Origin of the sequence: Terriglobus sp., assembly GCF_965201105.1 — a bacterium.
GTDB lineage: Bacteria > Acidobacteriota > Terriglobia > Terriglobales > Acidobacteriaceae > Terriglobus.
Map to the genome: position 1 here is coordinate 1,365,282 of NZ_OZ241741.1, position 25,700 is coordinate 1,390,981.

Annotated in this window: 29 protein-coding genes; 5 read left to right on the forward strand and 24 right to left on the reverse strand. The window is 62.1% G+C overall.

What is annotated here, in order from left to right:
• Nucleotides 1-6: 6 nt before the first annotated feature.
• Nucleotides 7-801 carry a TIGR00282 family metallophosphoesterase gene (locus ACOFKT_RS05965; protein WP_419806497.1) on the reverse strand — a complete coding sequence of 265 codons (795 nt, stop codon included), beginning with the start codon at nucleotides 799-801 and terminating at the stop codon, nucleotides 7-9.
• 119 nt (nucleotides 802-920) lie between these two features.
• Between ACOFKT_RS05965 and ACOFKT_RS05970 the strand changes: the two genes are divergently transcribed.
• Entirely contained in the window at nucleotides 921-1,370 is a 450-nt protein-coding gene (locus tag ACOFKT_RS05970) for a hypothetical protein (RefSeq protein WP_419806498.1), read from the forward strand.
• A 139-nt stretch (nucleotides 1,371-1,509) separates the two neighbouring features.
• On the opposite strand, the gene ACOFKT_RS05975 is transcribed toward ACOFKT_RS05970, so the two are convergent.
• The gene (locus tag ACOFKT_RS05975) at nucleotides 1,510-2,007 is read right to left on the reverse strand and encodes a CAP domain-containing protein (RefSeq protein WP_419806499.1); all 498 of its coding nucleotides are present in this window, start codon (nucleotides 2,005-2,007) and stop codon (nucleotides 1,510-1,512) included.
• A 28-nt stretch (nucleotides 2,008-2,035) separates the two neighbouring features.
• Nucleotides 2,036-3,922 (reverse strand): lysine--tRNA ligase, encoded by a 1,887-nt coding sequence (locus ACOFKT_RS05980; RefSeq protein WP_419806500.1) that lies wholly within the window; start codon nucleotides 3,920-3,922, stop codon nucleotides 2,036-2,038.
• Nucleotides 3,923-4,111: 189 nt separating this feature from the next.
• On the opposite strand from ACOFKT_RS05980, the gene ACOFKT_RS05985 reads away from it, so the two are divergent.
• The 4 genes from ACOFKT_RS05985 to ACOFKT_RS06000 all read left to right on the forward strand — a co-directional run bounded on the left by ACOFKT_RS05985 (nucleotide 4,112) and on the right by ACOFKT_RS06000 (nucleotide 6,103).
• On the forward strand, nucleotides 4,112-4,351 hold the full coding sequence (locus tag ACOFKT_RS05985) for an AtpZ/AtpI family protein (RefSeq protein ID WP_419806501.1): 240 nt from the start codon (nucleotides 4,112-4,114) through the stop codon (nucleotides 4,349-4,351).
• A gap of 56 nt (nucleotides 4,352-4,407) precedes the next feature.
• The gene (locus ACOFKT_RS05990) at nucleotides 4,408-4,887 is read left to right on the forward strand and encodes a hypothetical protein (protein WP_419806502.1); all 480 of its coding nucleotides are present in this window, start codon (nucleotides 4,408-4,410) and stop codon (nucleotides 4,885-4,887) included.
• Between the two features lie 23 nt (nucleotides 4,888-4,910).
• Nucleotides 4,911-5,642: a F0F1 ATP synthase subunit A gene (gene atpB / locus ACOFKT_RS05995; RefSeq protein ID WP_419806503.1), complete on the forward strand. Its 732-nt coding sequence runs from the start codon at nucleotides 4,911-4,913 to the stop codon at nucleotides 5,640-5,642.
• A 155-nt stretch (nucleotides 5,643-5,797) separates the two neighbouring features.
• Nucleotides 5,798-6,103, forward strand: coding sequence for an ATP synthase F0 subunit C (locus ACOFKT_RS06000; RefSeq protein ID WP_419806504.1), 306 nt, complete (start codon nucleotides 5,798-5,800; stop codon nucleotides 6,101-6,103).
• Nucleotides 6,104-6,675: 572 nt separating this feature from the next.
• Here the strand turns inward: ACOFKT_RS06000 and ACOFKT_RS06005 are convergent.
• The 21 genes from ACOFKT_RS06005 to ACOFKT_RS06105 form a co-directional block, all read right to left on the reverse strand.
• Complete coding sequence (locus ACOFKT_RS06005) at nucleotides 6,676-8,316, reverse strand: NADH-quinone oxidoreductase subunit N (RefSeq protein ID WP_419806505.1); 1,641 nt, start codon at nucleotides 8,314-8,316, stop codon at nucleotides 6,676-6,678.
• Nucleotides 8,316-8,468, reverse strand: coding sequence for a hypothetical protein (locus tag ACOFKT_RS06010; RefSeq protein ID WP_419806506.1), 153 nt, complete (start codon nucleotides 8,466-8,468; stop codon nucleotides 8,316-8,318). The genes ACOFKT_RS06005 and ACOFKT_RS06010 overlap by 1 nt, the downstream gene beginning before the upstream one ends.
• A gap of 142 nt (nucleotides 8,469-8,610) precedes the next feature.
• Complete coding sequence (locus ACOFKT_RS06015) at nucleotides 8,611-10,368, reverse strand: complex I subunit 4 family protein (protein WP_419806507.1); 1,758 nt, start codon at nucleotides 10,366-10,368, stop codon at nucleotides 8,611-8,613.
• Nucleotides 10,369-10,545: 177 nt separating this feature from the next.
• Complete coding sequence (nuoL, locus tag ACOFKT_RS06020; protein WP_419806508.1) at nucleotides 10,546-12,621, reverse strand: NADH-quinone oxidoreductase subunit L; 2,076 nt, start codon at nucleotides 12,619-12,621, stop codon at nucleotides 10,546-10,548.
• A gap of 21 nt (nucleotides 12,622-12,642) precedes the next feature.
• Nucleotides 12,643-12,945, reverse strand: a complete 303-nt coding sequence (gene nuoK, locus ACOFKT_RS06025; protein WP_263412735.1) for an NADH-quinone oxidoreductase subunit NuoK — start codon at nucleotides 12,943-12,945, stop codon at nucleotides 12,643-12,645.
• Nucleotides 12,946-13,052: 107 nt separating this feature from the next.
• Entirely contained in the window at nucleotides 13,053-13,562 is a 510-nt protein-coding gene (locus ACOFKT_RS06030; RefSeq protein ID WP_419806509.1) for an NADH-quinone oxidoreductase subunit J, read from the reverse strand.
• A 572-nt stretch (nucleotides 13,563-14,134) separates the two neighbouring features.
• Complete coding sequence (nuoH, locus tag ACOFKT_RS06035) at nucleotides 14,135-15,187, reverse strand: NADH-quinone oxidoreductase subunit NuoH (RefSeq protein WP_419806510.1); 1,053 nt, start codon at nucleotides 15,185-15,187, stop codon at nucleotides 14,135-14,137.
• Nucleotides 15,188-15,287: 100 nt separating this feature from the next.
• Complete coding sequence (locus ACOFKT_RS06040) at nucleotides 15,288-17,684, reverse strand: molybdopterin-dependent oxidoreductase (protein ID WP_419806511.1); 2,397 nt, start codon at nucleotides 17,682-17,684, stop codon at nucleotides 15,288-15,290.
• Between the two features lie 9 nt (nucleotides 17,685-17,693).
• Nucleotides 17,694-17,987 carry a type II toxin-antitoxin system HicB family antitoxin gene (locus ACOFKT_RS06045; protein ID WP_419806512.1) on the reverse strand — a complete coding sequence of 98 codons (294 nt, stop codon included), beginning with the start codon at nucleotides 17,985-17,987 and terminating at the stop codon, nucleotides 17,694-17,696.
• Nucleotides 17,984-18,169, reverse strand: a complete 186-nt coding sequence (locus ACOFKT_RS06050; RefSeq protein ID WP_419806513.1) for a type II toxin-antitoxin system HicA family toxin — start codon at nucleotides 18,167-18,169, stop codon at nucleotides 17,984-17,986. The genes ACOFKT_RS06045 and ACOFKT_RS06050 overlap by 4 nt, the downstream gene beginning before the upstream one ends.
• Nucleotides 18,166-19,488, reverse strand: a complete 1,323-nt coding sequence (nuoF, locus tag ACOFKT_RS06055) for an NADH-quinone oxidoreductase subunit NuoF (protein ID WP_419806514.1) — start codon at nucleotides 19,486-19,488, stop codon at nucleotides 18,166-18,168. Before nuoF ends, ACOFKT_RS06050 begins: the two co-directional genes overlap by 4 nt.
• Nucleotides 19,488-19,997, reverse strand: coding sequence for an NADH-quinone oxidoreductase subunit NuoE (gene nuoE, locus ACOFKT_RS06060; RefSeq protein ID WP_419806515.1), 510 nt, complete (start codon nucleotides 19,995-19,997; stop codon nucleotides 19,488-19,490). Before nuoE ends, nuoF begins: the two co-directional genes overlap by 1 nt.
• Nucleotides 19,994-20,299, reverse strand: a complete 306-nt coding sequence (locus tag ACOFKT_RS06065; RefSeq protein WP_419806516.1) for a transcriptional regulator — start codon at nucleotides 20,297-20,299, stop codon at nucleotides 19,994-19,996. The genes nuoE and ACOFKT_RS06065 overlap by 4 nt, the downstream gene beginning before the upstream one ends.
• 68 nt (nucleotides 20,300-20,367) lie before the next feature.
• Entirely contained in the window at nucleotides 20,368-20,769 is a 402-nt protein-coding gene (locus ACOFKT_RS06070) for a hypothetical protein (RefSeq protein ID WP_419806517.1), read from the reverse strand.
• A 3-nt stretch (nucleotides 20,770-20,772) separates the two neighbouring features.
• Nucleotides 20,773-21,243: a hypothetical protein gene (locus ACOFKT_RS06075; RefSeq protein ID WP_419806518.1), complete on the reverse strand. Its 471-nt coding sequence runs from the start codon at nucleotides 21,241-21,243 to the stop codon at nucleotides 20,773-20,775.
• 528 nt (nucleotides 21,244-21,771) lie between these two features.
• Entirely contained in the window at nucleotides 21,772-23,025 is a 1,254-nt protein-coding gene (gene nuoD / locus ACOFKT_RS06080; RefSeq protein WP_419806519.1) for an NADH dehydrogenase (quinone) subunit D, read from the reverse strand.
• 80 nt (nucleotides 23,026-23,105) lie between these two features.
• On the reverse strand, nucleotides 23,106-23,513 hold the full coding sequence (locus ACOFKT_RS06085) for a hypothetical protein (RefSeq protein ID WP_419806520.1): 408 nt from the start codon (nucleotides 23,511-23,513) through the stop codon (nucleotides 23,106-23,108).
• Nucleotides 23,510-23,992 carry an NADH-quinone oxidoreductase subunit C gene (locus tag ACOFKT_RS06090; RefSeq protein ID WP_419806521.1) on the reverse strand — a complete coding sequence of 161 codons (483 nt, stop codon included), beginning with the start codon at nucleotides 23,990-23,992 and terminating at the stop codon, nucleotides 23,510-23,512. The genes ACOFKT_RS06085 and ACOFKT_RS06090 overlap by 4 nt, the downstream gene beginning before the upstream one ends.
• Before the next feature lie 73 nt (nucleotides 23,993-24,065).
• Entirely contained in the window at nucleotides 24,066-24,476 is a 411-nt protein-coding gene (locus tag ACOFKT_RS06095) for an NADH-quinone oxidoreductase subunit A (protein ID WP_419806522.1), read from the reverse strand.
• Nucleotides 24,477-24,515: 39 nt separating this feature from the next.
• A complete protein-coding gene (locus ACOFKT_RS06100; protein ID WP_419806523.1) occupies nucleotides 24,516-25,379 on the reverse strand; it encodes a prepilin peptidase in 864 nt (287 codons plus the stop codon).
• Between the two features lie 24 nt (nucleotides 25,380-25,403).
• A complete protein-coding gene (locus tag ACOFKT_RS06105) occupies nucleotides 25,404-25,628 on the reverse strand; it encodes a DUF3185 domain-containing protein (protein ID WP_419806524.1) in 225 nt (74 codons plus the stop codon).
• Between the last annotated feature and the right edge of the window lie 72 nt (nucleotides 25,629-25,700).

Here is a 25,700-nt window from a genome sequence, read left to right on the forward strand (position 1 = left end):
CCTCACTTACTCTCCCAGCATGATTCGCCGCACACCATAGGCGCGACCGGTCCCACCGTCGCACTCGATCAAGGTCGCGCACATCTTCGGGTTCTCTTTCGCTGCTTCGAACTTTTTCGGCTGGCCCGTCAGAAAGCGCTCGATCACCGCGTCGCGTTCCACGCCGATCACAGAATCGTAAGGTCCGCTCATGCCCACGTCCGTCTGGTATGCCGTGCCACCGGGCAGGATTCGCTCGTCGGCCGTTGGAATATGCGTGTGCGTACAGAGCACCGCAGTCACCCGGCCGTCCAGGTACCAGCCCAGCGCAACTTTTTCGCTGGTCGCTTCGGCATGAAAATCGACAAAGATCACCTTGGCCGTGATCGATCGCAGCAGTTCATCCGCTTTGCGGAAGGGATCGTCGTTCTGCTGCATAAACACCCGGCCCTGCAGGTTCACCACCGCGTAACTCTGCCCATTGGGCAGCTCGCCTTGGTACACGCCGAAACCGGGCGTGGTGGGAGCGAAGTTGGCGGGGCGTATGACGCGGCGTGGACGGTCATGCGAGTCCGCCGGAACCTTGATCCAGTCCAGCAGCTCCTTCTTATCCCAGAAGTGGTTGCCGGTCGTGATCACATGCGCCCCCAAGTCAAACAGGTCGCCCGCAATCGCGGGTGTAATGCCGAACCCACCCGCCGCGTTCTCGCCGTTCATAATGCACAGGTCAACGGCGTTCGATTCCAGCACGTGCCCAATGTGCTCCGCGACAATATGGCGCCCCGCCGATCCAAAAACGTCGCCCACAAAAAGAATGTTCACGTTGTCCAGTGTTTCAGCCGTGGAGGCGCATCAGCAAGCAAGCGAGCGTCTGCCAAAGCGAGTCAACGCTGCCGCGTAGTCCAGTAACCCACGGATCAGCGACCGCATCACAGTCGTGCATGGGCTGGCTTCACACCTTCAATCTCAAGCGCAAAGTGGTGGGTGCTCTCACGCGGCAGCCCGGTCAATCGCAATCCGCCGCTGCCATTGCCCGTGTGAGCAACGCCGACGAGCGGGAAGTCGAGCAGTTGCTCGCCACCATGGAGCAAGTCGGCTATGTGGTGAGTGCCCGTCAGGGTAGTGAGAGCGTATACCGGCTGAACCAGGCGCAGGAGACAGTCGGCAAGGTTCTGCACGCGTTTGAGACGGAACAGGAAGCAAACGACGGCGGCCTCGTTCTTCGACGGGAACACCACGACTGGACGGCAGAGCTCCCGAACCCCGCGGGAATGCTGGTGCGTGGTCAGACCCGGGAGGAAGCACGCGAACGCGGCCTTGCGATGATGAAACGAATGGCAGAACCCACGCCGGCACCCACACAACCCGAACTCGGGTCAGGGCAGGTCTAACCCGTCTGTGTATGTCGTCTCCACCCGATGCATTCTCCTCTGCTGGATTGAGTGCTTCTGGGAAAGACAGTGTCATTCTAAGCGTAGCGAAGGATCGGCTTTTCTTCCCAAGGCGAACTCGACCTCGACCAATATTGTGCTAACCCGCCGTGTCGCTGAAGTCTTCCACCGCCCAGAACTCGCCGCGCACCTGCACCACGGCAATACCGATGGCGCTGACCTGGTCATCCAGAATGTTTTCGCGGTGGTGCGGCGAGTGCATCAGGGCGACGTGCATTGCCAGAATCGACGGACCAACCCCGATATTCTCGGTAATGCGGGTGAAATGCGCTCCGGCGGAAATGCCTCGGTGCAGCAGGTCCGGTTCGCCTCGCAACTGGTGCTCCAGCGAGTTTGCGCGGGCCATGTTGATGGCGTGGCGGTAGGCGGCTTCCTGCAGTTCCGCTGTGAAGTGAACGGCGGGAAGACTTCTGGAGAATCGCTCCGCGTTGATGCTGCGCAGCAGGTACTGCTCCGCGATGGTCGCCATGCGCTCGACGCGCGGCGACTGCAACTGCGGTGTGGCCGAGGGCACGCACAGCGCCGCTGCCGCGATGCAGGCGGTCCAGCGCACGGCGCGGACGAGGCAAGGACGCATGATTCCTGTTGTAACCCGGACTTCTTGTTTATTCCTCGGTAGGATTCGAAGGTTTTCCGCCGGACGCTTCGAGTACCGGTTTCTTCGCCGGACGCAGCAGCGGAAACAGGATTACGTCGCGAATGGAGCGGGAGCCGGTCAGCAGCATGGTCAGCCGGTCGATGCCGATGCCCTCGCCGCCAGTGGGCGGCAGGCCGTAGGCAAGGGCGCGGACGTAGTCGGCATCCATCTGGTGCGCCTCTTCGTCCCCGCGCTCGCGTTCACCAAGCTGGGCCTCAAACCGGCGGCGCTGGTCCTCCGGGTCGTTCAGCTCGCTGAAGGCGTTGCCGACCTCGAAGCCGCCAATGTAGAACTCAAACCGCTCAACCCAGTCGGGTTGGTCGGGTTTGACTTTGCTGAGTGGTGAGACGGCGAGCGGGAAGTCATAGATGATCGTGGGCTGGATCAGGTGCTCTTCGGCCACTATCTCGAACAAGTCTGAAATGGTCCTGCCGAGTGGCTCGCCTTTCTTGGAGCGAGCAAGTCGTTCTGTTAGGTGAGCTTCGAATGCAACTCGCTGCCGGCCCAACGCGGACTTGTCGCCCTTGCGAATTAGTTCAGGATCACGCTCCATCCTTCCAGCGGGCGCGATCGCGTGGATCGCTCGTTCGAGAAAAGCTTGGAAAGGGGAGAGACTTGCAAAATCTTGCGGTGTTGGCGCGTCAGCCCCGAATTCAGGTTTCCAGAATTTCGAGATCGCCTCACGCATGCTGAGCCGTTGCCACTTGCTTAGATCGATCTGCACCATCTCGCCTGCGCGAGGGCCCTTCGGCAGCGGGAAGTCGACGACCGTCGTGCCGTTGACCTCATTTGCGACGAAGGTGATGAGCTCTTCCGTCAGGTCCATCAGATCCCAGTAGTTCGCGTAGGCCTGGTAGAACTCGAGCATCGTGAACTCGGGGTTGTGCTGGGTCGAGATGCCCTCGTTGCGGAAGTTGCGGTTGATCTCGTACACGCGGTCGAGGCCGCCGACCACCAGGCGCTTCAGGTAAAGCTCCGGCGCGATGCGCAGGTAGAGCTCCATGTCCATGGTGTTGTGGTGCGTGACGAACGGCCGCGCCGCCGCTCCACCCGCAATGGGCTGCATCATCGGTGTTTCCACTTCCAGATAGCCGCGCGAATCGAAGAACTTGCGCAACGCCTTCAGCACCTGCGCCCGCTTCACAAACACCTCGCGCGCGGGCAGCCGCCGCATGCTGGCAGTACTCGCCGCAACCTCTTCCGCGTTCGTCTCAGCCGTTAGCTCGGCCCGTGCCCCACCTTCGGCGAAGCCTAAGGTGGGTTCCTCGGCGACAGCGCTGCTGGAAGTGGGCGCAGACGTTTCCAGCAGCTCGCCCTCATCGGTGAACAAATCCAGGTAGCGTTGCCGATACCGCAGTTCGATGTCCTGCAGCCCATGAAACTTGTCGGGCAAGGGAATCATCGCCTTGGCCAGAAAGGTGAGCGTCTCAACGTGGATGGTCAGTTCGCCCGTCTTGGTCCGGAAAAGGTATCCCGTGACGCCGACATGGTCGCCCAGGTCGAGCAGCTTGTACAGCTCAAAAGCGCGCTCGCCCACGGCATCCTGCCGGACGTAAATCTGCAGTCGGCGACCGTTGTTCTGCAGCACCGCAAACCCGGCCTTGCCCTGGCGGCGGTGAGCCATGACACGGCCGGCCAGAGAAACCTGCGGATGCTCAGAAACCAGTACGTCAGCGCTAACGTCGTCGTATTGCGCGCGGATCGCCGGAACGCCGCCCTCGGGGTTCAGCTTGAACTGGTTTGGGTAGGTGGCGGCCAGTTCACTCAGGCCGTCCTGCGCTCCCAGTGCGGCGATCTTTCTCAGCTTTTCCTTGCGCTCTTCGAACAGCCGCTCCTCGAATTCCGATGCAAACAACGTGGCGCCTCTCTCTTGTCGTGTCTTCGCAAGTATAAGAGTGTTCGCATCGCCACACCGCAGCGTGGACTGCGTTGCGGAAGGGCACAGCTTTCGCTGTGCCTTAAAAGCCGCACCCTTCTTCCTTGTTCCTTCGTTCGCCAGAGGTGAGGAACCCATCCGTGCAGCGCAATGTTCTAATGGTCACGCATGAGCACGCCTGGCAAACCGAAAGGAACACTTGGCGATCTGGTGAAAGCCGAATCGATGATTCAGCTTGCGATCGGCCTGCCCGCGGGGTGCCTGATCGGTTGGCTGGTTGGGCACTGGCTGGACGGTAAGTACCACCAGAACTGGATCGGCGTGGTCGGCATTCTGCTGGGTGCGGCGGGCGGGTTTATTCAGGTTTACACCGTTGCGAGCAAATACATGAAGAGCAGCGGCGAATGACTGAACCGTCAGAGCAGCCAGAGCAGGAACTCGATTCGTGGAACGAACCCGGGACCGTGCCGGACGAACAGGTGGTGGCGACCGTTCCGCCGTCGCCCTACACGCAGGCGCAGGCGTCGCACAGCCTCGAACGCGCGGTTTGGTTGGTGCTTGGATTCGCCGTGGTCGGCGCGCCGATCGCATGGCTGCTGCGGGGCTGGCAGTCGGCGGCGCTGCTGCTGGTGGGCGCGGCCATTTCAGCCAGCGGCCTGTACGAATGGCGGCGGCTGATGGCCGCCCTGATGCACCGGATGGATGCACAGGATGCGGTGCAGGCGCAGTTGCCGAAACCTGTTCCGCTGGAGGACCGCAAAGCGCCCTCGATCGGGTTTGCGGTGGCGGGTTTCATCGTTCGGCTCGGGGTCGTGATCGTTGTTCTGTATGTTAGCCTTAAGTATCTGCACGGCAGTGTGATTGCACTTGCGGCCGGGCTCTCGATGGGCGTTTTTGCTTTGCTTGTCGAGGGTTTGCGGCTGTTGCGCAGCGGCACAATCTAGCTCAGCAGAAACAGATCAGAACGATGCCGGAACAGCTTTTCTTTACACGTTTTCTGAACCACTTGTTTGCCGCGCCTGCCGATGCATTGCTGCGCGGATTGCACGTGCACGTCGCCAACCCGGCGGCACCCATCAGCAATGGCTTTGCGATGGAGCTGCTGGTGTTTGTCTTGCTGTTGCTGTATTTCGTCGCGGTGCGCGTGTCGCTGAGCGTGGAAAAGCCGGGTGCGGTACAGCACTCCGCCGAGCTGATGCATGAGTTTGTCGCGGGCCAGGGCGAAAGCGTGATCGGCGAGGGCTACCAGCGCTTCGTCACTTACTTAACAGTTTTGGGCCTGTTCATCCTGGCGATGAACCTGCTCGGACTGGTTCCCGGGTTTGAAGCGCCGACCGCGACGCCGGTCGTTCCCCTTGGCTTGGCACTGTGCACCTTTTTGTACTATCACTACCATGGCATCCGCTCGAATGGCGCCGGGTACATCAAGCAGTTTCTGGGGCCGGTCTGGTGGATCAGCTGGCTGATGCTGCCGATTGAGCTGATCTCGCACTTGGCGCGCGTGCTTTCGCTCACGGTGCGTTTGTACGCGAACATGTTCGCCGGCGACCTGGTGACGCTCGCGTTTTTCTCGCTCATTCCGATCGGTATTCCATTGATCTTCATGGGTCTTCACCTGGCGGTTTCGTTGGTGCAGGCGTATGTGTTCATGCTGTTGGCGACAATCTATCTGAGTCTTGCGGTCTCGCACGAGCATTAGAGAGCGGCTTCGGCGTTGCCGAGCCAAGCAAAGTTTGACGGTTGCGGAGGGTGCCTTCGCCGTGGCTGGAGTTCGACCCGCGTGCAGCGTGAGGGGGACAGCACGGTGATCCTCAACCACCCACTGGCCGGGAATTTGGAAGGCGGAGTTCGACAATGAAGATGATGAAGTATGTGTTTATGACGCTGGCGGTTCTGCTGATTGCAGTGCCGGCGTTTGCGCAGGATGCGGCCGCGGCCGCTTCCAAGGGTTATCTTTACCTGGGTGCCGGCATCGGCATGGCCATCGCGGCCGGCCTTTGCGGTCTGGGTCAGGGCAAGGCGACGGCTTCGGCTGCGGAGGCGTTGGCGCGCAATCCTGGTGCGCGTCCTGGCATCTTCACCTTTCTGATTCTGGGTCTGGCGTTTATCGAGTCGCTGGCGCTGTTCACGTTCGTCATTATCTTCCTGAAGCTTCAGTAAGCTTCGTTTTCGGTCAAGAAGAAGCCCTCGCCTTTTGGCGAGGGCTTTTGCACTTCGGACCGGGTGGAGTTGAGTCTCTCCACCCCCCCCTGATTTGCAGTTCAAGTTCTTCATTCTGCAACAGATGCGCTTTGGGCTTGCGGCCAAGTTCTTGTGCCGCAGGAACTTACGCGTAAGTTCCTCCCATTGAAGAAGTTATGCCTCCGAGGCTAATGGTCTGCTGTTTGGTCCTGCTTCCATTCTACTAATTCCAACGAAATACCATGCCAGCTGTAAGTTGCTGACCGTAGCAGGTTTACCGCTACGAGGGGCTTGACAGGTTTAGGCGCGCTCCACCGCTGTCCGATTGGAAAAAGGAGCTCCTTCGCTTCGCTGAGTATGACACTGGCAGGGAAGGCGTTGCAGTCCCCAATGCGGGTTTCTCCACTTCGCAGGACGGTGAAGCTGTCCTGCTCCGGTCGAAACGACAGATCTGTGGCGATTTGAGCAGAAAGCAGATCCTTCGCTTCGCTCAGGATGGCAACAGGGGAGAGGGCGCGGAGCTTGATGATGTTTGGGACGGATCTTGGAGCTTACTTGCTGGCGAGTTCAGCTGCTGACCTGTGCGTGACCGGGCAGCAGCTCCGTTGACCAATGGTCTTTGTGGAAGGCTTGGGCTGCAGGCTGGCAGCAACGGGCGTGGGCTGGAGGCTGGCGGCTGTGCTGGCCTGAATGAAGCTGAGGATGCGGCCGGGGAGGATTCCGAGGAGGAGAGTGGCGAGGAAGCAGGTGGCGAGGCCGATGTAGGCCGGGATGGCGGCGGAGCGTGAGGGCAGGGCTGCGGTGGACTGGCCGGCTGCGAGGACTGGATTGAGGCGCGGGTCGGTCGAGCCGGCGGGGTCGAAGTCGATGGCGAGCACGGCGGAGTAGCCGGTGGGCACGGAGTAAACGCGGGCGATCAGGCGCAGGTAATAGAAGCAGGCAACGCCTGAGTTGAGTAGGCCGATGACGGCGAGCCAGACGTGGCCGGCGTGCAGCGCTCCGGCAAAGACATAAAACTTGCCGAAGAAACCGCCGGTGAAGGGAATGCCGATCATGGAAAGCAGAAAGAAGCTGAAGGCGGCGGCGAGCACAGGGTTCTGGACGGCGAGGCCGGTGTAGTCCTCGCCGGTGCGGAGACGTTCGCGGTAGCCGGAGACGAGCGAGATGACGACAAAGGCGCCGACGTTCATGGCGGCATAGGCGGCGGTGTAGAAGGCCGCGGCGGCGATGCCGTCCTGCGGGAAGGCGGTGAAGGCAACGAGGAGATAACCGGCGTGCGCGATGGACGAGTAGGCGAGCATGCGCTTCACGTCGCGCTGGAGCAGGGCACCGAGGTTTCCGATGGTCATGGACAGAGCGGCGATGCCCCAGAGGAGCCACATCCAGCGAGGCTGGAAGAGCGGGAAGCCGCCGAAGAGGATGCGGAGCAGGACGGCGAAGGCGGCGGCCTTGGGAGCGGTGGACATGAGGCCGACGACGGGCGGCGGCGCGCCCTGGTAGACGTCGGGGGTCCAGACGTGGAATGGTGCGGCGGAGACCTTGAAGCCGATGCCGATGACGATCATGGCGATGGCGAGCAGGGCCAGCAGCGGAGTTTGCGTGGAGGCGAGCGCCGGGGCGATGACGCGGAGGTTGGTGGAGCCTGTGGCGCCGAAGGTGAGGGCAATGCCGTAGAGGAAAAAGGCGGTGGCGAAGGAGCCCAGCAGGAAGTACTTGATGGAGCTTTCGCTGGCCGCGGCCTGGGTTTTGCGGAAGCCGGCCATGATGTAGGTCGAGATGGAGGAGATCTCAAGGCCGATGAAGACGACCAGGAGTTCGGTTGCGCAGGACATGAGCATCATGCCGACCGCGCCGAAGCAGGTGAGCGCGAAGTATTCACCCGCATGACCGGTGTTGCCCTGGAAGTAGTCGAGGGAGGAGAGCAGGGTGACGGCGACGATGGCGGCGATGAGGACCTGGAAGAAGACCGCGTAGCCGTCGACCTGGATGGTGTTGCTGAAGGCGTAGATGGTGCCGTGGCCGAGTTGGAAGAAGCTGGCGATGCCGGCGGCGACGGTGCCGAGGAAGGCGAGCCAGCCGAGGGGCTTGCGGGATGCTCCGATGGGGAGCACTGGCTCGAGCATCATGATGGCGATGCCGGTGAGAGTGAGGATGTACTCGGGGAGGAGGGCGAGGAGGTTGGGGGTGTTCATTAGCGAGCCTCCTGCTTTCCATTTTTCAGGCATTTGGGTGAGGCCGTTGCCGCTTGCAAATGCAGGTTTCTCCACTCCGCACGCGCAAAGAGCGCGCGTGCTCCGGTCGAAATGGCATTGCCCTGCACGGCGAGGAGGTTGGAGGTGTTCATTAGCGGGCCTCCTGCTTTCCATTTTTCAGGCATTTAGGTGAGGCCGGTGCCGCTTGCAAATGCAGGTTTCTCCACTGCGCAGGACGATAAAGCCGTCCTGCTCCGGTCGAAATGACATTGCTTCGAGGCGCGAGGAGGTTCTTCACTTTGCCTGCTCCTTCTGGGCTTCCGCGATGATTGCAGCCAATCGTGCATTGTCTTCAGCGATCGGCGGTACGTGTTGTAGAGCCGCGAAGCTGAATTGACCCTGTTTGGTGCCGTCGATGGCAGGCTGCCAGGGCTGACCTGCGTGAGTGCAATTGATACAGGTCAGTGTGAGGCGCTTCTCGTGCGAGTTTCGAAGAAGATAGGAGATCGCTCGAGCGCGGGAGCCTTCGAAGTCGGCGGGGACGTTGGCGTAGGTGGTGCCGAGGGGGTCTAGGAAGCGGGTGAAGTAGGGCGAGGCGACGCCCATGATGACGAAGAGGGCGACCATGGGCCAGAGGGCGAGGTGCTCGCGGGCGGTGAGGTCCCATCCGCGGCGCTCGGCGGAGATGTTGCCGAGGTCGGCGTAGAAGACGCGCTGGATCATGGTGAGCAGGTAGGCGGCAGAGAAGATGACGCCGGTCGTGGCGATCGTCGTCCAGAGCATGCTGTGGTGGCTGAGCGCGGTTTGCGCGGTGCCGCTAAGGATGAGGAATTCACCGACGAAGCTGTTGAGCGCGGGCAGGCCGACGTTGGAGAGCGCGGTAATGACGAAGAGAGTGACCATCCACGGCAGCTTGCCGGACAGGCCGCCGAGGTCGCGCATGTCGTAGGTGCCGTAGCGCTCAAAGAGCATGCCCATGAGAAGGAAGAGCGCGCCGCCGGAGATGCCGTGGTTCAGGATCTGGTACATGCCGCCGTCGAGGCCGTTGACGGTAAAGGTGAAGATGCCTAGAACGCAGAAGCTGAGGTGGCCGAGGGTGGAGAAGGAGGCGAGGCGCTTGAGGTCGTCCTGCACGAGGGCGAGGCAGGCGCCGTAGACGATGCCGATGGCGCCTAGCGCGATGAGGAGCGGGGCGATGTGGCGGGACTGCTCCGGGAAGATGCCGAAGGAAAAGCGGAGGATGGAGTAGAGGCCGAGCTTGCCGGCGAGCACCATGACGGCGGCGGTGGGGGCTTCGGCGAAGGCGTCGACCATCCAGCCGTGGAGCGGAAAGACGGGGACTTTGACGGCGAAGGCAACCAGGAAGGCGAGCGAGCAGAGCCAAAGCGCGTGCGACCCACCGGGGATGGCGTGCGAGGCGGCCAGTGCGGCGAGTTCGGGCAGCTGGAAGGTGCCGGTCTGGACGTAGAGCCAGAGCATGCCGACGAGCAGGAGCGCCGATGGAATAAAGGCGTAGAGAAAGAACTTGATGCCGGCGCGGCGGCGGTTTTCGGTGCGACCGAAGGTGGCGATGAGGATGGTCATCGGCACCAGGGAAAGCTCCCAGAAGGCGTAATAGAGGAAGAGGTCGAGCGAGACGAAGACGCCGAGCATGGCGACCTGCTGGAGCAGAAAGAGGGTGTAGAAGAGCTTGCGGCGCGAAGCGATTGCGTTCCAGGAGGCCAGGACGCCGAGCGGTGCGAGGAAGCCGGAGAGGACGACGAGCCACATGCCGAGGCCGTCGACGCCGAGATGGTAGTGGATCTCGGGGCGTGGGATCCAGAGGGCATCCTGCACGAAGCGAAAGGTCTGCTGCGAGCCGAAAGTGGTGCTGACGCCGGTCGTGCTGAAGTTGGCCGGCAGGTGCAACGTGAGGACGAAGGTGATGAGGGTGACGACGAGGGCGGCGGCGGGTTGCAGCTTGCCGCGGTCGGGAAGGAGCGCGAGGACGAGTGCGCCCACGAGCGGCGTGAAGATGATAAGGGAGAGGATCGAGTGGTCGAAGGAATGCATGTCAGGCTCGGTCCTTTCTGTGGTGATGCCCTGAGGCGTTGAGCCTGGGCGAAACGGTGCCTAGCCTCTGAGCGGAATTCTGAGCCGTCACGAAATGCAGGTTTCTCCACTCCGCACGCGCAAAGAGCGCGCATGCTCCGGTCGAAATGACAGTGTTGATGGATGTCTGGCGCATGTTCATCGTGTGGCCGCGTGGGCGAGGACGGTGTAGGTCATGACAAGGATGACGACGGCGGCACCGGCGGCGAGCCAACCGGCGTAGGAGCGAATGTTGCCGGACTGGATGCGGCGGGTGCCGGAGCTGGCGGCCTGGGTGGCAAAGGCGGCGAGGCGGCCGGAGCCGTTGACGAGGCCGGATTCGATGAGGCCGCCGAGGACGAGGCGGGTGAAACCGAGGATCGGAAGAACGATGAACGCGTTGTAGAGCTCGTCGATGTAGTACTTGTGGGCGACAAGGCGATAAAGCGGGGTGCCGGCGACGCGCGCGCCCAGGGTGCCGGGTTTGCGGTAATAGAAGAGGTAGGCGACGAAAGCACCGAGCAATGCGGTGAGGACGCTGATGGCGGCGAGGGTAAGTTCGATGCCGCGGCCCGCGAGCTCGGAGGCGATGTCGGCTTCGACGCGCCCGGGAATGGTGGTGGGGACGGCGAAGACGGGTGCGAGGAAGTGATCGAATTGATTCGAGCCGGCCAGTGCCTGTGGAACGCCGACCCATCCACCGACCGTGGAGAGGACGGCGAGGATGACCAGCGGGGTGAGCATGACCCACGGCGATTCGTGGACGCCGTGGGAGTGGGCCTGGCCTTCGTCGTGTTCATCTTCTGCCGCGTGGGCGTTGTTGCCTGCCGTGTGCGCGGCGGGCGAGTGCGCGGCGTGGGACGTGGTGCCCAGGGTGTGCTCGTCGAAGCGCTCGGGGCCGAAGAAGGTCTTGAACCAGAGGCGGAACATATAGAAGGAGGTGAGGCCGGCGGTGATGAGGCCGACCGCCCAGACCAGCTTGCCGAGGCCAGGGTTAATGCTGGAGTCCCACGCGCGGTAGAGGATTTCATCCTTGGAGAAGAAACCGGCAAAGGGCGGGATGCCGGCGATGGCGACGACGCCGGCGGTCATGGTCCAGAAGGTAACCGGGATGCGCTTCCGAAGGCCGCCCATGACGCGCATGTCCTGCTCGCCGGAGAGGGCGTGGATGACGGAGCCGGCGGCGAGGAAGAGCAGCGCCTTGAAGAAGGCGTGGGTCATAAGGTGGAAGACCGCGGCGGAGTAAGCGGCAACACCGCAGCCGAGGAACATATAGCCGAGCTGCGAGATGGTGGAGTAGGCGAGGACGCGCTTGATATCGTGCTGCACCATGCCGACCGTGGCGGCGAAGAGGGCGGTGACCGCGCCGATGATGGCGATGACGCCGAGGGTGAAGGGCGAGCGATCGAACAGGACGTGGGCGCGGGCGACGAGGTAGACGCCCGCGGTGACCATGGTGGCGGCGTGAATGAGGGCCGAGACCGGCGTGGGGCCTTCCATGGCGTCGGGCAGCCAGACGTAAAGCGGGATCTGGGCGGACTTGCCGGCGGCGCCGACGACGAGCAGGAGGGCAATCGCGGTGAGGATGCCGCCCTGCATGCCGGGGTGGAGCGAGATGGTGCCGAAGATCTGTGTAAAGTCGAGCGTGCCGAAGTTCCGGATGAGCAGGAACATGGCCAGGAGGAAGCCGAAGTCGCCGACGCGGTTGACGACAAAGGCCTTGCGCGCGGCGGCGTTGGCGGCGGGCTTGTGCCAGTAAAAGCCGATGAGGAGGTAGGAGGCGAGACCGACGCCCTCCCAGCCAACGAAGAGCAGTAGAAAACTCTGGGCGAGGACCAGAACGAGCATGAAGAAGAGAAAGAGGTTGAGGTAGGCGAAGAAGCGCCAGTAGCCCTCGTCGTGAGCCATGTAGCCGACGGAGTAGAGATGGATGAGGAAGCCGACGCCGGTGATGATGCCGAGCATGACCAGGGTCAGGTGGTCGACGGTGAAGGCGAAGCGGACGACGAAGCCGGTGACCTCCATCCAGGGCGCGGAGTTGGCGGTGACGGCGAGGGTGCCGGTGGAGAGCATATATTGCCAGAGCCACGCGACGAGGAGGGCGGGCAGGGCCGAGAAGGTGAGTGCGATGGCGGCGACGCCCGGGCGTGGGAGGCGGCGGCCGATGAGGCCGTTGAGCAGGAAGCCGGCGAGCGGCAGAAGCGGGATGAACCAGAGGAGGTGTTCGGGATTCATGAGGTTTCTTGAGGGCTCCCGTTAGTTCTTCATCAGGTTGATCTGGTCGACGTCGAGGGTTTGGCGCGAGCGGAAGACGGCGATGATGATGGCGAGGCCGACGGCGGCCTCGGCCGCGGCGACGACCATGACGAAGAAGACGAAGAGCTGGCCCTGCAGCGCGTGGCGCATGTGGGCAAAGGCGACAAAGGTGAGGTTCACCGCGTTGAGCATGAGCTCAATGGACATGAAGACGGTAATGATGTTGCGCTTGATGAGGAACGCGCCGATGCCGATAGAGAAGAGCACTGCGGCCAGGATGAGGTAGTAGGCGATGGGGACCACGTCTATTTTCCTTTCGGCCGGTTTGCGGAGTAGATGGCGAGCGCGATGGCGATGAGGGCCAGGATGCCGGCAAAGAGGAAGAGCTGATGCTGGGTGATGTGCATCGGCTAGCTCTCCTTGCGCGCGAGGACGACGGCGCCGAGAATCGCGACGAGGATGAGGATCGAGGTGACCTCAAAGGGCAGGAGCAGGTCGGTAAAAAGGATGCGGCTGATGGCGGTGATGTTGGACTCGCCGTTGGGGTTCATGCCGCCGCCGATGACGGCGTTGCCGAGGGCGTTCTTCTCACGTAGAAAAATGAAGGTCAGCATGGCGAGCACGCCAACGACGCCGGGGATGCCGGCGAGATAGGCGGCTTTGGAGCCGCGGGTGCGGACCTCTTCGCCAGCGTTTAGAAGCATGATGACGAAGGTGAAGAGCACCATGATCGCGCCGGAGTAGACGATGACCTGGGCGGCGGCGAGGAACTCCGCACCGAGCGTCCAGTAGATGACGGCTAGCGACATCATAACAACGACGAGCGAGAGCGCGGAGTTGATGGGGTGCCGCTGGAAGAGCAGGTTCAGTGCTCCTGCAACGCACAGCAGGCCGAAGATGAGAAAGAGGGCTAGTTGCATCGTTCTAGTCGCGGTGGGGCAAGTCCTTAAAGGTAGTGCAGGTTACGACGTGGGATCAATGATGATTGTAGCGCGCCTGAACAGACGGTCGGCGCTTGAACTGCGACAGGCTCAGCGATAAAAAGTTGCCGGGAAGCCAACATAACTGATGCTCACCGGCCCGTACCTTTCCTTTCGTTGAGCGACATAAGCCTTCTGTATGTCGCAGCCTTCACACGTAATCTTAAGCTGTCACGGTCCTTCCCAACTTAGACTTAGTCGGTCACCACCCGCACTAAACACAGGCGCGCTACTATGAAATGCTCCTCGTAAATCTTGATTCGAAGGCATGCGATTAGTTATGAGAACGAACTCTTGGTCTGAGCTCAAGGATTCGGAATCCGATCGTCTAGCCAACAGGGCGATTTGTGATCCGTTGGTTACCGTGCTCACTACCTGAAAGGTTCCATGGTCAAGACGGCCTCTCAAAGTCAACGTAATTAAGGCTGCTGCTCCGATGAGAACTAACAAGAGCACAACGACTGTAACCCATCTCATAGAAACCTCATAGCCATCGCCATCGCAGCTCTCCCCTAGCTGCGGAAGGCGAGCACGAGGGCGGTGCCGACGATGTTGACCATAGCTAGCGGCAGGAGAAACTTCCAGCCGAAGCTCATGAGCTGGTCGTAGCGGAAGCGAGGCAGGGTGGAGCGGACCCAGATGTAGAGGAAGATGAAGGCGAAGACCTTCGCGACGAACCAGAGGACGGGGAAGATTGCGGTGAGGATCGGGCCGCCGAAGTTGTCGGGCAGAAGATGTCCGAGCGGGGAGGTGGCGCCGCCGAAGAACAGCAGCGTGGCCACGCAGGAGACAGTGATCATGTTGGCGTATTCCGCCATGAAGAACATGGCGAACTTCATCGACGAGTACTCGGTGTGATAGCCGGCGACGAGCTCGGATTCGGCCTCGGGAAGATCGAAGGGGGCGCGATTCGTCTCAGCGTAGGCGGCCATCAGGTAGATGAAAAAGCCGAGAAGCTGCGGCCAAATATTCCAGCTGAGCAGGCCGTGGTGGGTCTGGGAGCCGACGATGTCGCGCAGGCGCAGTGACCCGGCGCGCATGACAACGCCAACCAGCGAAAGGCCGAGCGCGAGTTCGTAACTGATGACCTGCGCCGAGGCGCGCAGGGAGCCGAGCAGCGAGTACTTGTTATTAGACGACCAGCCCGAAAGGGCGATGCCGTAGACGCCGATGGAGGTGATGCCAAGAATGACGAGCAGGCCGATGTTGACGTCGGAGACCTGAAAGAGGTCGACACCGTGCCAGGTGGTCAGGTTGCCGAAGGGAACGACGGCGATGGAAACCAGAGCGCAGGCCAGCGCGATCATCGGGGCGATGACGAAGAGCGGGCGCTCGACGGCCAGCGGCATCAGGTCTTCCTTGAGGAAGAGCTTGATGCCGTCCGCGAGCGGCTGCAGCAGGCCAAACGGTCCCGTCCGGCTGGGTCCCCAGCGGTTCTGGGCCAGCGCGATCACCTTGCGCTCGAGCAGGACGGTGTAGGCGACCGAGGTGAGCGTGATGACGAGCACCACCGCGATCTTGAGCAGCGTGAGCAGGATGAAGATTTCGGTGTCGGTCAGGTGCATGGTCTCTGGCGTGCCCTCGTGCGGTGACCCCATTATGCGTCCGGCGTAGTGCAGGGGTGAAAAAGCAGTTTCCTTCGCTTTGCTACGGGTTTACAGACGTCTAGTCGGCCGGGATGCCGATGGGTTCGTGGGCGTATTTTTCCTGGAGTTCGACGAGTTTGGGGCTGAACTGGCCGAGGGTGCCGCTGGTGAACAGGTTGTCGTTGGCGGGCAGGACGAGGTCGCGGCGGGCGGTGTCGATCTGGATGAGGCCGGCGGGGGCGGCGGGGGCGAGGTGCTGGTCGTTGCCGCTGAGCAGTTGCAGGCGGAGCAGATCGTAGCCGGGGACAAGGCGCTGAATCTCGTCGAGCACCGCGAAGGGGTCGAACGGGGAGGTCTTCGGCTCCAGGTTGTTGGCGGTCAGGAAGACGGCGTGGCGATCGGCCTCACCGGACTGCGCACCGCGGGTCTGGCCGAGGTCGGCGCGGATGCCGTTCTTTTGTGTGCGGCCGAAGGGAACGAGCTTGCGGATGTCGGCACCCATCTTGTCGGCGACGCGGACGAGGAGTTCGAGGTCGGTGCGGACGCCGGCTTTGTCAGCGGCTTTCTTGACCAGTTGCAGGTCGCCGTAACTGTTCACGACGGAGCCGGACTTTTCGTAGAGGTTGGCGCAGGGAAGGATGACGTCGGCGAGCTTGGCGGTTTCCGTGAGGAACATGTCGTGCACGACGACAAAGGTGTTGCTGAGTGTGGCCGGATCGACGGAGAAGCGCGCGACGGCGTTGGCGTTGACGACGTAAAGCGCGGCGAGATTGCCGGCTTCCGCGGCGTCGAACATCTGGACCAGGTCGAGGCCGGGTTCGGTGGAAAGGTTGGCGTACTCAGTGGTGTAGCTGTGCTCGCTCGCGACGGGGACGTAGCCGGGCAGCATGTCGGGCAGGAGGCCCATGTCGGCTGCGCCGTGGCCGTTCGCGTAATCGTTCAGAAGGGCGAATTTGGTGTTGGGCAGGGTGAGGCCGAACTCGATGAGGCGGCGGAGGTCGGCACCGCGGAGCTCGTTGCCGATGAGGATGACGAGCGACTGCTCGTTGCGGAGCGCGTCGCGGAATGTCGCCAGGGTTTCCGTGTCGAGCGCGGAGGAGGAGGCAGCGTTGTCGTCCCCGGCCAAGTAGCTGGCGATGGCACCGTAGCCGAATGAGGCAATCTGGAGGAAGGATTTGCTCTGGCGGCGCAGCTTGATCTCCGCGTGGTTCGCGACGTAGAGGCGGGCGCGGTTCAGGCGGACATTCGCGCGGAGGTTCCACGCGGTGAGCGGGTTCTGCTGGGTGGGGTCGCCGCCGATGAGCAGGATGGCGGGAGCGTTTTCGTTATCGTGCTGCGAGCTGAAGCGGTCGCGATGGCCGGCCAGCGCGGCGGTAAAGGTGACGTAGTCCGCGGTGCGGTGGTGGTCGATGTTGTTGGTGCCGAGGACCGTGCGCGCGAATTTTTGGAGAAGGTAGGCTTCTTCGTTGGTGAGGCGATTGCCGCCGATGACGCCGATCGATTTGCCGCCGCGGGTGTCGCGGATCTCGCGCAGGCGGGTGCCTGCGACCGTGAGCGCTTCTTCCCAGGTGACGGGCTTGAAGGTGCCATCCGGCTGCTTGAGCAGGGGCTGGGTGATGCGGTCCGAGCGGTTGGCGAAATCGAAGCCGTAGCGGCCCTTGTTGCAGAGAAAGTCGCCGTTGATGCCGGACTTGTCGCGGTTGTCGCCGCGCATGATCTCGGTGCCGTCGGTGGTGGCGCGCACGCCGAGGGTGGTCTTGCAGCCGTCGCCGCAATGGGTGCAGACGGTGGCGACGTGGTTCATCTCCCACGGGCGGGTTTTATAGCGGTAGGTGTCGCTGGTGAGGGCGCCGACGGGACAGACGTCGATGCACATGCCGCACTCTTCGCAGTCGAGGTGCTGCAGGCCGTCGTCGGTCTGCGAAGCGGGGATGTTGGGCGCGATGACGGCGGAGGAGCCGCGGTTCTGGATGCCGAGGGCGTAGACGTCCATGCCTTCGCCGCACATGCGGACGCAGCGGTAGCAGAGGATGCAGCGCGGGCGGTCGAAGTAGACGGTGGGGGACCACTTCTGCTCTTCGCGGTGGTTCTTGGGTTCGGTGTAGAAGGACGAGGCCGCGCCGTACTTGAAGGTCATGTCCTGCAGCTCGCACTGGCCGCCGGCGTCGCAGACGGGGCAGTCGAGCGGGTGGTTGCCGAGCAGGAGTTCGAGGGTGGCCTTGCGGGCCTGGGCGATCTCCGGCGTCTCGGTCTGGACGACCATGCCCTCGGCGACCGGGGTGGTGCAGGCGGTCTGCAGCTTGGGCATTTTTTCGATGCGGACGACGCACATGCGGCAGGCGGCCTGGAGGGAGAGGCCGGGGTAGTAGCAGAATGCAGGAATCTGGATGCCGGCGGATTTGCAGGCTTCGATGAGCAGCGTGCCCGCGGGTGCGGTGATGGACTGGCCGTCTACGGTAAAGGTTACGTCTGGCATGGGAGGTCCTTATGCGGCTACTTCGGTCTGAGCGGCGACCGGAATATCGATACTCAGCCACTCAATGACGTAATGCCCGGTGTGATCCGGGTCGAACTCTGAGAAATCGATGGTGCTTGCAGGTGGCGTGGAGACTACTTTGGCTCGCTCATTCGCCTCTTCGAGGCAGTAGCCTATGCCTTCCAGAAGATGTTTACGTGTTTCATCGAGCGTGGCGCCGAGCCCACCCGTAGGGTAGTCGGGTGAGAATGCGCCCCAGCCTGTTTCTGTCTTTTCGAAGACCACAAGCGATGTACGTTTCATTTCAGTCCGGCGTCCTTCTTGAGTCTGTGCAGCAAACCTTTACTCAGCTCTTGACCAGCATGGTAGGGGACGATGATGTCCCGGTCGCGGTCAGGGTGACGAAAGCGAATGTGGCTACCTTCCTGACGAACCTGAAAAAATCCTGCTTTGAGCAGAATACGGATGAACTCCTGAGGTCTCAATGGGCTGCGCCGACGAGTTCCTCGGTGGTGATGAAGTGTTTTTCGGTGCGCTTGCCCTGGAGGTATTCCTCGAATTCGTGCCGAAATTTTTTGATGAAGCCGAGGGTGGGCATGGCGGCGGCGTCGCCGAGTGGGCAGAAGGTGCGGCCCATCATGTTTTCGGCGAGGTACTGGATATTGTTGATATCTTTCGCATTGCCGCCGCCGTCGTAGAAGCGGGTGAGGGTCTTCTTGAGCCAGTCGGTCCCCTCGCGGCAAGGGATGCACCAGCCGCAGGATTCGTGCTGGTAGAACTTGATGGTGCGCAGGGCGAACTCGACCATGCTGACGGTCTCGTCGAGCACGACAATGCCACCGGAGCCGAGCATGGTGCCGGCCTTGGCCATCTGGTCGAAGTCGAGGCCGACTTCGAGTTCGTCGGCGGTTAGGACGGGGCAGGAGGAGCCGCCGGGGACCACGGCCTTGAGTTTGCGGCCGCCTTTGACCCCGCCGGCAACGTCGTAGATGGCCTTTTTCAGGCTGTAGCCCATGGGGAGCTCGTAGATGCCGGGGCGCTCGACCATGCCGGAGATGCCGAAGAGGCGGGTGCCGCCGTTGCGCTCGGAGCCAATTTTGGCGTATTCGGCGCCGCCCATCAGCAGGATGTGCGGGGCGGAGGCGATGGTTTCGGCGTTGTTGATGACGGTGGGACCGCCGTAGAGGCCGACGACGGCCGGGAAGGGAGGCTTGATGCGGGGGACGCCGCGCTTGCCCTCGAGCGATTCCATGAGCGCCGACTCCTCGCCGACTTCGTAGGCGCCCGCGCCGGTCTGGGTGATGATGTCGAAGTCGATGCCCTCGCGGCCGAAGATGTTCTTGCCGAGAATGCCCTTGGCATAGCAGTCGGCGACGGCTTTTTCGACGATCTTGAGCAGGTAGCGGTACTCGCCGCGCAGGTAGATGAAGCCGACCTTGGCGCCGATGGCGAGGCCGGCAATCATTGTGCCTTCGATGACGGCGTGCGGGTCGTAGAGGAAGATGACGTGGTCTTTGCAGGTGCCGGGTTCGGATTCGTCGCCGTTGACCAGGACGTATTTCGGCTTTTCGCTCTGCTTGGGGACGAATGACCACTTCATGCCGGTGGGGAAGCCGGCACCGCCGCGGCCACGCAGGCCGGAGGCTTTCATTTCGTTGATGACCCACTCAGGGCCGTTGTCGATGGCGAGTTGGGCGGCTTTGTAGCCGTCGAGCTCGAGATAGCGGTCGAGTTCGGCCGCGCCCTGGCCGAAGCGGCGGCTGATGACCTTGACTTCGTCGGGATGGCTGACGAGTTCCGGCATTACTTTACGTCCTTTCCACGGCCCGCGGCGTAGTCGTCCAGGATCTGGTCGACCTTGGCGGGCGTCAGGTTTTCGTGGAAGTCGTAGTTGACCTGCATGGCGGGGGCCCAGCAGCAGGCGCCGATGCACTCGACTTCTTCCAGGGAGAACTCGCCGTCGGGGGTGGTTTCCTTGTGACCGATGCCAAGGCGCTTCTTGCAGTGGTCGAGCACGTCGTAGCCGCCGACGATCATGCAGGAGATGTTGGTGCAGACCTGGACGTTAAACCTGCCGGCTGGTTTGGTGCGCAGCATGGAGTAGTAGCTGAGGACGTTGCGGACGTCGAGCTCGAGCAGGTCGAGGCGACGGGCGATCTCGGAGACGGCGGCGTCGGTGACGTAACCCAGGTCGTCCTGCGCGTAGAGCAGCATGGGGACGAGCGCGGAGCGCTTGACCGGGTAGATCGTGACGAGTTTGTCGAAGCGCTCGGCGGTTGCCGGCGAAAAGATGCTCTCCGCGACTGTGCTCACGCTGTAATTATCTCGCGAGTGAGGCGTTCCGCGACAAGGTCCATCTCGTCTTCGGTGTCGTCGATGCGTGCCTGGCCGTTTACCGTGAGCGCAAAGCTCTTGGGGCCGTTCTCGCTCGAATCCATGCTGCCGGGTTCAAAGCGGAGCCAGCGGGTGCCGTAGCGGAGGAGGATTTGGTTCTCGGAGACCTCGACGACGGCGTGATGGACGCGGCCAAGGGAGTGGACGGCGGCGTAGGAGCGGAGCACGCCGGCCCAGGAGGACCAGAGCTCACGCTGGAGGAGTTCGGCGGCTGGATTCACTTCTTCACGCTATCGCAATGGTGCGCCAGGATGGCGGTGTTCCTCGTGAGACGGAAGTTTCACTCGCGTCAGTGCGCTTCGGGGACGCTGTCGTGCGATTGAGTTTCCTCGGCGGAATCTTCGCTCAGGAAGTCCCAACACTCGTAGCGCGCGTTGACACCGCTGGACAGGGTGATGAGGTCGCAGATGAAGTCTTCCTGCGTAATTTCGCGCAGGTTGTGCTTTACCGCAACCTCGACACGCCAGCCGTGGTCGGTTTTGCGTGGTTCGGGCGTGATCAGGCGCAGGCCCTTGGCGAAGAGCAGGCGGCTGAGGCCGACGGCATCCTCCTGATCGCCGGTGGAGAAGCGCAAAAAGAAGGGTCGCGTGATCTCGGTGTTGTATTGCTCGTCGACGAGCTGTTTTAGCCGTTCGCTGTTGGTATCGCGATGGCGGTTCAGCTCGTTCTGGATATTCGTTGGCGTTGGCATGGCTTACTCCGCCTGGAATTTGCCGCCCGCGGCGAGCCGGATGAGGCCTTTGATGGCATCGGCCTCTTCCATGGGTGCCGCTGCCCCGGTGCCGCCGTGGAATGCGTACTCGTCCGGACCGCCCTTGATTTGAAGCGAACTGACGGGCGTGCTGCTTCCGGGGTCCAGGAAGTGCAGTTCCCGCTTGTGGATGATCAAGGCGTACGCGGGCTTGTTGTCGCGGAAAAACTTGAGCATGCCGGTTTCGGTGGTCATCTTCAGGGCGTCGGCGAACTCGGCTTTTTCGTTGAAGGCGGTGATTTCGGGTTTCAGCTTTTCAACCAGGTGCTGCTGGAACTGGGCGTCGTAGTTTTCGTCGGACTCATGGTCCAGCTTCTGCTGCTCGTCGTTATGGATCTTGCCGCTCAGCTCCTCGGCAGCTTGTTTGCCGATGTCGCCGCCTTTGGGTTGCTGCTGGTCTTGCTCGCCTGGCATAGTTGCTCCCTCGGTCAGTTGGATGCGGTGAAGACGGAGAAGGCGTCAACTACCGTGCAGCCCGCGATGGCGGGATGATCTGGGTAAGACAGGAAGGGCTTCGTTGGCCTGATCGCGATGAGACTGGTCTCAATTGTGAGAAAGCAATACCTCAGCGGCTAAAGCCCTCTATTTTGCTATCCCTAACGGCACAGCTGAAGCTGTGCCGTTCCGAGTGCCCGGCGAGCGGCGTCAGATGATTGTTTGCCCCAAAAGCGAGCATTTTTGGCAATCAGTTCGTTCCGGAAGCTGGAATAGTGGGCCGTTCGTTTCGCCCCGAAAGCTGGCGTCGTTGGCCCTTCGTTTCGCCCGAACGCTGGCGTCGTTGGCCCTTCGTTTCGCCCGAACGCTGGCGTCGTTGGCCCTTCGTTTCGCCCGAACGCGAGCATTCTTAGCGGTTGGTTCGTCACGAAAGCTGGCGTCATTAGCCGTTTGCTTTGCTCCGGAGCGAACATGTTTATTCGTTGTTCGCTCACGGAGCGGGAATGTTTAGCGATCGATTTCGCCGAGGACGATGTCGATGGAGCCGATGACGGCGACGACGTCGCCGAGCAGTTTGCCTTTGCACATGGTCTCGAGGGATTGGAGGGTGGCGAAGCTGGGGTTGCGCATGTGAACCCGGAGAGGCTTGGCGGTGCCGTCGGAGACGACGTAGTAGCCCATGAGGCCGCGCGGGGATTCGACGGTCTGGAAGACCTCGCCGGCGGGAACGGCGAAGCCCTCGGTAACGATTTTGAAGTGATGGATGAGGGATTCCATCTGGGTCTTCATCTGTTCGCGGTCGGGAAGGATGATTTTGGGCGCGTCGGCAACGATGGGACCTTCGGGCATGCGGTCGAGCGCCTGGTTGCAGATTTTGACGGACTCGTACATTTCTTCCATGCGGACGACGTACCGCGCCCAGACGTCGCCGACGGTGCTGGTCGGGACCTTGAACTGGTACTTCTCGTAGCCGGAGTAGGGCATGTCGCGGCGGAGGTCCCAGTCGACGCCGGAGGCGCGCAGCGGCGGGCCGGTGACGCCGAGGGCGATGGCGTCCGCAGCGGAAAGGGGACCGACGCCCTTGAGGCGCGAGACCCAGATGGGGTTGCCGCTGAGCAGGGCTTCGTACTCAGCAATCTTTTCGGGCATGCGCTTGAGGAAGGCGCGCACCTTGGGCCAGAAGTCGAGTGGCGGCTCCATGGCGACGCCACCCACGCGGAAGTAGCTGGCCATCATGCGCTGGCCGCTGAGCATTTCGAAGATGCGCAGGATGTCTTCGCGCTCGCGGAAGCAGTACAGGAAGACGGTGAGCGCGCCGATGTCCATGGCGTGGGTGCCGAGCCAGACCAGGTGGGACTGAATGCGGGTGAGTTCGTTCATGAGGACGCGCAGGGTCTGGGCGCGGTCCGGGATTTCAAGCTCAAGGAGCTTTTCGACGGCGAGCACGTAGCAGAGCTCGTTCGTCATGGGGGAGAGATAGTCGATGCGGTCGGTCAGCGGAACGACCTGCTGGTAGAACTTGGCTTCGCACGTCTTCTCGATACCGGTGTGCAGATAGCCGATGTCGGGGGCGAGCGAGACGACGGTTTCGCCGTCGATCTCGAGAACCAGGCGGAGCACGCCGTGGGTGGACGGGTGCTGCGGTCCCATGTTGAGAACCATGGTCTGTTCGCCGCCGGGGTCCTGCGCGTGCTTTTGCGCGTCGCGGATGACGTCGTCGATGCCGGGGATGAGAACTTCGGGAGGAGCGATGGTTGCCATGATGTCGGTCCTTATCGTGGACGTTCTAAAGTCGGAACTGCTTTGCCGCAGAAGCGGCTCACATATGTCAGGTACGTCGCTCATGGCTCAACTGAAATTGCTTCTTCTCGGAGCAGGAGCTTGTCGCCCTGACGCACTTCAAGCGTACCTGTGGGATATCTGACGAGGTACTCCGTGTTGCCGTTGCGAAATACCCAGCCCTGCTGCTCGCAGGGTGTGATGTTGTCGTAAGGACAGACGCGATACGCCATTCGGCCATGCTGCAGGGTGAAGCGCCTACCTTTCTGATCGACGGAAGTGTAGACATAGTCCCTGCAGGTGTACTCGGTACCTTCCTTGCACTTGTTGTAGACCGCGATCGTGTAGTGGGCGGTGGTGGTCTTCATCTCGCACGGCAGGGCCTTATCGTCCCACTTACAGTCGAACTGTTGATTCGCTGTCGAAGCCTGGAACGGCACGAACGAAAGCGCAAGCAGGAAAGTAATCACCGGTAGCCCTCGACGGGGTAATCCTTGCGGAGCGGGTGGCCCTTCCAGTCGGTGGGCATCATGATGCGGGTAAGGTTGGGGTGGCCGGTGAAGCGGATGCCGAAGAGGTCGAAGACTTCGCGCTCGTAGAAGTTGGCGGAGGGCCAGACGGAGGTGATGGTCTCGATGGCGGGGTCATCGCCGGAGAGCATGACGGCGAGCCGGATGCGCTGCTTGAGTGTGTGCGAGACGATGTGGTAGCTGACCTGGAAGCGCGGCTCGGACGGGTACCAGTCGGCGGCGGTGCAGTCCTCGAAGAAGTTGTAGCCGGCGGCCTGGACGGCGCGGGCGGCGGCGACGATATTCTCCGCCGCGACGGTGACGGTGAGTTCGTTGCGATCCCACTTGACGCGGGTGGCGAGGTCGCGCAGGGCAGCGAGGCCGGCGTTGCCAGGGATTGCGGTTTCGACGGCTTCGAGTCCGAGGATCGGTTGTGACATTTTGTTCCGCCTTAGGGGCTAAAGCCCCGTTTCGTTGTGTTCGGCCTTGCTATCTCGGGGGCTGAAGCCCTTATTAGAGGTCGGCGCGGTCGTTGGACCAGTCGAGGATGCCTTTCTTCCAGACGTAGAAGAGGCCGACACCGACGAAACCGAGATAGACGAGCATCTCCCAGAATCCGAACATGCGCGAGCCGGTGATGCCGTGGAGCTGGCGGAAGATAACCGCCCAGGGCAGCATGAAGACGGCTTCCACGTCGAACAGGATGAAGAGCATGGCGACCATGTAGAAGCGGACGGAAAAGCGGCCGCGGGCGTCGCCAATGGGTTCCATGCCGCACTCGTAGGCGCCGGCCTTGACCTTGCTCTGGCGCTTTTTGCCGATGAAGTAGGACCCGGCGACCATGCCGCCAGCCATGCCGATGGCGATGAGCAGCTGGAAGGCGAGCGGGATGTAGTTCCAGATATAAGGATGCGCCGTGTTCATCGACTCTATGATACTGCCGCGGCGAGGCCCCTTTTCGATCTAGTGGAAGAGATCGAGGTACCAGGCGGCGAGGCGGTCGCCCCAGATGGCGGCAAAGAGTCCGCCGAGCGCGAGAAAGCTGCCGAAGGGCAGCCGTGTGCCGCCGTTGCCGCGGCGAAAGGCGAGCGTTGTGACCGCGGCGAGTGTCGCCAGGGCAGTGCCGGCCAGGAAGGCGACAGCAAGCGCGTGCACGCCGAGGAAGCTGCCCATCATGGCGAGCAGTTTTGGGTCGCCGCCGCCCACGCCGGGCCGTCTTCGGACCAGGTGGTAGATCTTGTCGATGCCCCAGAGCAGGAGGAAGCCGGCGAGCGCCGCGCCAAGGCGTTGTGCGATGAAGACCTCCTCTGGTGTGAAGAGAGTTTTGTTCGGGTTGGCGGGGACGAAGAAGGACTCGGCAAAGGTGAAGAAAATGCCCGCGGCGAGACCGCCCAGGGTGAATTCGTTCGGCAGGAGGCCAGTTTGCCAGTCCATGACGGCCAGGCCGATGAGCAGGAAGCCAAAGGCGGCGGTGGCGGCGCTGTGAACCGCGGCGGCGAGCAGCGGATCGGCGGTGGAGGCGCTTTGCCGCAGCAACGAGGCGAGCGGCAGGGCGCTGCTGACGAACCAGGCAGCGGTGATCGCCTCCACCAGCGGATACTGCGGCGAGATACGAACGCCGCAGGTGCGGCACTTGCCGCGCAATAGCAGGTAACTGAGCAAGGGAATGTTGTCGATGTTGCGCAGCGTAGCGCCGCACTGTGTGCAGTGGGAACGAGGCGACGCGATCGATTGATCCTGGGGCAGGCGAACGATGCAGACGTTCAGAAAGCTGCCGAATGCCAGGCCCAGGAGGACGGCAAGGCCGAGTGTAAGCAGAAGCAGCATCGTTCCAAGTATAGGAAGAACGGCCTAACGCGTGCGCATTCCGGCAAAGATGCAGCCGGCGCCCGCCGCGATCGCCAGGACGCTCAGGACGGGTGCGAGAGGCAGGTGGCTGGTGGACTCACGGGTGATATGCACGGAGCCGGTGTTTACGACGTCTTTGCGGTGCGTGAAGGAGATGCCGCCGGTCAGCAGGCCGAAGATGCCGACCGCGAGTAACAGGGTGCCGAGAACGAGTGGAATGATGCGCATGACGCCTCCTCCTGAAGTGGCGTATTCCGGCACTTGCACTGAAGTGGGAGCAAGGCGTAAAACACTCTTACA

Coding starts and splice junctions, on each gene's coding strand:
- ACOFKT_RS05970 (WP_419806498.1), top strand. CDS start 921: ATGGGCTGGCTTCACACCTTCAATCTCAAGCGCAAAGTGGTGGGTGCT.
- ACOFKT_RS05975 (WP_419806499.1), bottom strand. CDS start 2,007: ATGCGTCCTTGCCTCGTCCGCGCCGTGCGCTGGACCGCCTGCATCGCG.
- ACOFKT_RS05985 (WP_419806501.1), top strand. CDS start 4,112: ATGAGCACGCCTGGCAAACCGAAAGGAACACTTGGCGATCTGGTGAAA.
- atpB (WP_419806503.1), top strand. CDS start 4,911: ATGCCGGAACAGCTTTTCTTTACACGTTTTCTGAACCACTTGTTTGCC.
- ACOFKT_RS06000 (WP_419806504.1), top strand. CDS start 5,798: ATGAAGATGATGAAGTATGTGTTTATGACGCTGGCGGTTCTGCTGATT.
- ACOFKT_RS06005 (WP_419806505.1), bottom strand. CDS start 8,316: ATGAACACCCCCAACCTCCTCGCCCTCCTCCCCGAGTACATCCTCACT.
- ACOFKT_RS06010 (WP_419806506.1), bottom strand. CDS start 8,468: ATGAACACCTCCAACCTCCTCGCCGTGCAGGGCAATGCCATTTCGACC.
- ACOFKT_RS06015 (WP_419806507.1), bottom strand. CDS start 10,368: ATGCATTCCTTCGACCACTCGATCCTCTCCCTTATCATCTTCACGCCG.
- nuoL (WP_419806508.1), bottom strand. CDS start 12,621: ATGAATCCCGAACACCTCCTCTGGTTCATCCCGCTTCTGCCGCTCGCC.
- ACOFKT_RS06030 (WP_419806509.1), bottom strand. CDS start 13,562: ATGCAACTAGCCCTCTTTCTCATCTTCGGCCTGCTGTGCGTTGCAGGA.
- nuoH (WP_419806510.1), bottom strand. CDS start 15,187: ATGCACCTGACCGACACCGAAATCTTCATCCTGCTCACGCTGCTCAAG.
- ACOFKT_RS06040 (WP_419806511.1), bottom strand. CDS start 17,684: ATGCCAGACGTAACCTTTACCGTAGACGGCCAGTCCATCACCGCACCC.
- ACOFKT_RS06045 (WP_419806512.1), bottom strand. CDS start 17,987: ATGAAACGTACATCGCTTGTGGTCTTCGAAAAGACAGAAACAGGCTGG.
- nuoF (WP_419806514.1), bottom strand. CDS start 19,488: ATGCCGGAACTCGTCAGCCATCCCGACGAAGTCAAGGTCATCAGCCGC.
- ACOFKT_RS06070 (WP_419806517.1), bottom strand. CDS start 20,769: ATGCCAACGCCAACGAATATCCAGAACGAGCTGAACCGCCATCGCGAT.
- ACOFKT_RS06075 (WP_419806518.1), bottom strand. CDS start 21,243: ATGCCAGGCGAGCAAGACCAGCAGCAACCCAAAGGCGGCGACATCGGC.
- nuoD (WP_419806519.1), bottom strand. CDS start 23,025: ATGGCAACCATCGCTCCTCCCGAAGTTCTCATCCCCGGCATCGACGAC.
- ACOFKT_RS06090 (WP_419806521.1), bottom strand. CDS start 23,992: ATGTCACAACCGATCCTCGGACTCGAAGCCGTCGAAACCGCAATCCCT.
- ACOFKT_RS06095 (WP_419806522.1), bottom strand. CDS start 24,476: ATGAACACGGCGCATCCTTATATCTGGAACTACATCCCGCTCGCCTTC.
- ACOFKT_RS06100 (WP_419806523.1), bottom strand. CDS start 25,379: ATGCTGCTTCTGCTTACACTCGGCCTTGCCGTCCTCCTGGGCCTGGCA.
- ACOFKT_RS06105 (WP_419806524.1), bottom strand. CDS start 25,628: ATGCGCATCATTCCACTCGTTCTCGGCACCCTGTTACTCGCGGTCGGC.